Annotated in this window: 1 protein-coding gene; it reads left to right on the plus strand. The window is 61.3% G+C overall.

Annotation, left to right across the window (positions count from 1 at the left end):
• On the plus strand, positions 1 to 4,317 hold a 4,317-nt coding region (gene gltB, locus ACIOUG_RS26195), incomplete at its 5' end, for a glutamate synthase large subunit (protein WP_401069947.1).
• Positions 4,318 to 4,457 lie beyond the last annotated feature (140 nt).

A 4,457-nucleotide genomic window follows, 5' to 3' on the forward strand; every position in this document is an offset into this window, starting at 1 on the left:
CACCGCGGTGGGATTAATGCCGACGGCAAGACCGGTGACGGTTGCGGTCTGCTGATTCAAAAGCCTGACGCGTTCCTGCGGGCGATTGCCCAGGAAAACTTTAGCGTCGAGCTGCCCAGGCAATATGCCGTGGGCATGGTCTTCTTCAACCAGGATCCGGCCAAGGCCGAAGCCGCTCGCGAGAACATGAACCGCGAGATCCTTGCTGAAGGCCTGCAACTGATCGGCTGGCGCAAAGTGCCGATCGACACCAGCGTCCTCGGCCGCCTGGCCCTTGAGCGCCTGCCGCAGATCGAGCAGGTGTACATCGGCGGTGAAGGCCTGAGCGATCAGGACATGGCGGTCAAGCTGTTCAGCGCCCGTCGTCGCTCGTCGGTGGCCAACGCCGCCGACACCGACCACTACATCTGCAGTTTTTCGCACAAGACCATCATCTATAAAGGCCTGATGATGCCGGCCGACCTGGCCGCGTTCTATCCGGACCTCGGTGACCAGCGCCTGCAAACCGCGATCTGCGTGTTCCACCAGCGCTTCTCCACCAACACTTTGCCGAAATGGCCGCTGGCACAGCCATTCCGCTTCCTCGCCCACAACGGCGAGATCAACACCATCACCGGTAACCGTAACTGGGCTCAGGCCCGTCGGACCAAGTTCAGCAACGATCTGATGGATCTGGAAGAGCTCGGCCCGCTGGTCAACCGTGTCGGTTCCGACTCCTCGAGCATGGACAACATGCTCGAACTGATGGTCACCGGTGGCATCGACCTGTTCCGTGGCGTGCGGATGATCATTCCGCCAGCGTGGCAGAACGTCGAAACCATGGACCCGGATCTGCGTGCGTTCTACGAGTACAACTCGATGCACATGGAACCGTGGGACGGTCCGGCCGGCGTGGTGATGACCGATGGTCGTTACGCGGTGTGCCTGCTCGACCGTAACGGTCTGCGTCCGGCGCGCTGGGTGACCACCACCAACGGTTTCATCACCGTTGCGTCGGAAATCGGCGTCTGGAACTACCAGCCGCAAGACGTGATCGCCAAGGGCCGTGTCGGCCCGGGCCAGATTCTCGCCGTGGACACCGAAACCGGGCAGATCCTCGACACCGACGCGATCGACAACCGTCTGAAATCCCGTCATCCGTACAAGCAATGGCTGCGCAAGAACGCCCTGCGCATCCAGGCGACCATGGAAGACAACGACCACGGTTCAGCGTTCTACGACGTCGATCAGCTCAAGCAATACATGAAGATGTATCAGGTCACGTTCGAAGAGCGTGATCAGGTGCTGCGTCCGCTCGGCGAACAGGGCTACGAAGCCGTCGGTTCGATGGGCGACGACACGCCGATGGCCGTGCTGTCGCAGCGCGTGCGCACGCCATACGACTATTTCCGCCAGCAGTTCGCGCAGGTCACCAACCCGCCGATCGACCCGCTGCGTGAAGCGATCGTGATGTCGCTGGAAATCTGCCTCGGTGCCGAGCGCAACATCTTCCAGGAATCGCCGGAACACGCCTCGCGCGTGATCCTCAGCTCGCCAGTGATCTCGCCGGCCAAGTGGCGCTCGCTGATGAACCTCGAGCGCCCGGGTTTCGAGCGGCAGATCATCGACCTCAACTACGACGAAAGCGTCGGCCTCGAAGCGGCGATCCGCAACGTCGCCGATCAGGCTGAAGAAGCCGTGCGCGCCGGGCGGACCCAGATCGTTCTGAGCGACCGCCATATCGCCCCGGGCAAACTGCCGATCCACGCCTCGCTGGCGACCGGTGCCGTGCACCATCGCCTGACCGAAAAAGGCCTGCGTTGCGATTCCAACATCCTCGTTGAAACCGCGACCGCACGCGATCCGCACCACTTCGCGGTGCTGATCGGTTTCGGCGCCTCGGCGGTCTATCCGTTCCTGGCCTACGAAGTGCTGGGTGACCTGATCCGTACCGGTGAAGTGCTGGGCGACCTCTACGAGGTGTTCAAGAACTACCGCAAAGGCATCACCAAAGGCCTGCTGAAGATCCTGTCGAAGATGGGCATCTCGACCATCGCCTCGTACCGCGGTGCGCAGCTGTTCGAAGCCATCGGCCTGTCCGAAGAAGTGTGCGAGCTGAGCTTCCGTGGCGTGCCGAGCCGCATCAAGGGTGCGCGTTTCGTCGACATCGAAGCCGAGCAGAAAGCCCTCGCTACCGAAGCCTGGAGCCCGCGCAAGCCGATCCAGCAGGGCGGTCTGCTGAAGTTCGTTCACGGCGGCGAATATCACGCTTACAACCCGGACGTGGTCAACACCCTGCAAGCCGCCGTGCAGCAGGGCGATTACGCCAAGTTCAAGGAATACACCTCGCTGGTGGATAACCGTCCGGTGTCGATGATTCGCGACCTGTTCAAGGTCAAGACGCTCGACCAGCCGCTGGACATCAGTGAAATCGAACCGCTGGAATCGGTACTCAAGCGCTTCGACTCCGCCGGTATCTCGCTGGGCGCTCTGTCGCCGGAAGCTCACGAAGCCCTGGCCGAAGCCATGAACCGCCTCGGTGCGCGTTCCAACTCCGGCGAAGGTGGTGAAGACCCGGCGCGCTACGGCACCATCAAGAGCTCGAAAATCAAGCAGGTCGCGACCGGTCGTTTCGGTGTCACCCCGGAATACCTGGTCAACGCTGAAGTGCTGCAGATCAAGGTCGCTCAGGGCGCCAAGCCGGGCGAGGGCGGGCAACTGCCGGGCGGTAAGGTCAACGGGCTGATCGCCAAGCTGCGTTACGCAGTGCCGGGCGTGACCCTGATTTCGCCACCGCCGCACCACGACATCTATTCGATCGAAGACTTGTCGCAACTGATCTTTGACCTGAAACAGGTCAACCCGAAGGCACTGGTTTCGGTGAAGCTGGTAGCAGAAGCCGGCGTCGGTACCATCGCCGCCGGTGTGGCCAAGGCCTATGCGGACTTGATCACCATCTCCGGCTACGACGGTGGCACCGGTGCTTCACCGCTGACCTCGATCAAATACGCGGGAGCGCCGTGGGAACTCGGCCTGGCTGAAACCCACCAGACCCTGCGCGGCAACGACCTGCGCGGCAAAGTCCGGGTGCAGACCGACGGCGGCCTGAAAACCGGCCTCGACGTGATCAAGGCTGCGATCCTCGGCGCCGAAAGCTTCGGCTTCGGTACTGCGCCGATGATTGCTCTGGGCTGCAAATACCTGCGCATCTGCCACCTGAACAACTGCGCCACCGGCGTTGCGACGCAGAACGAGAAGCTGCGCAAGGATCACTACATCGGTACCGTCGACATGGTGGTGAACTTCTTCACCTACGTCGCCGAAGAAACCCGTGAGTGGCTGGCCAAGCTCGGCGTACGTTCCCTCGAAGAGCTGATCGGTCGCACCGATCTGCTGGAAATCCTCGAAGGCCAGACCGCCAAGCAACACCACCTGGATCTGACCCCGCTGCTGGGCAGCGATCACATCCCGGCGGACAAACCGCAATTCTGCGGCGTTGAGCGCAACCCGCCGTTCGACCAGGGCCTGCTGGCCGAAAAAATGGTCGACATGGCGACCTCGGCGATCAACGACCTCAGCGGTGCCGAGTTCGAACTGGACATCTGCAACTGCGACCGTTCGATCGGTGCGCGGATCTCCGGCGAAATCGCGCGCAAGCATGGCAATCAGGGCATGGCCAACGCGCCGATCACCTTCCGCTTCAAAGGCACGGCCGGTCAGAGCTTCGGCGTGTGGAACGCCGGCGGTCTGCACATGTACCTGGAAGGCGACGCCAACGACTACGTCGGCAAAGGCATGACCGGCGGCAAACTGGTCATCGTGCCGCCGAAGGGCAGCGTCTATCAGACTCAGAACAGCGCCATCATCGGCAACACCTGCCTGTACGGCGCCACTGGCGGCAAGCTGTTCGCCGCCGGCACCGCAGGCGAGCGTTTCGCCGTGCGTAACTCCGGTGCCCACACGGTCGTGGAAGGCACTGGCGATCACTGCTGCGAGTACATGACCGGTGGTTTCGTCTGCGTTTTGGGCAAGACCGGTTACAACTTCGGCTCTGGCATGACCGGTGGTTTCGCCTACGTGCTCGATCAGGACAACACCTTCGTAGACCGGGTCAACCACGAACTGGTGGAAATCCAGCGGATCAGCGGCGAGGCGATGGAAGCCTACCGCAGCCACCTGCAGAACGTGCTGAACGAGTACGTCAAGGAAACCGAGAGCGAGTGGGGTCGTGAACTCGCCGAAAACCTTGATGACTACCTGCGTCGTTTCTGGCTGGTCAAGCCTAAGGCTGCCAACCTGAAATCGTTGCTTTCCAGCACTCGTGCCAACCCGCAGTGATATGCGCCTGAAGAGTTTGATGAGGTTTTAACAATGGCTGAACGTCTGAAAAACGACTTCAAGTTCATCGATGTCGGGCGCAATGATCCGAAGAATAAACTGTTGCGTCAACTCAAGAAAGAGGTCGTCGAGATCTACGA

Origin of the sequence: Pseudomonas sp. NPDC087803, assembly GCF_044742995.1 — a bacterium.
Lineage (GTDB): Bacteria > Pseudomonadota > Gammaproteobacteria > Pseudomonadales > Pseudomonadaceae > Aquipseudomonas.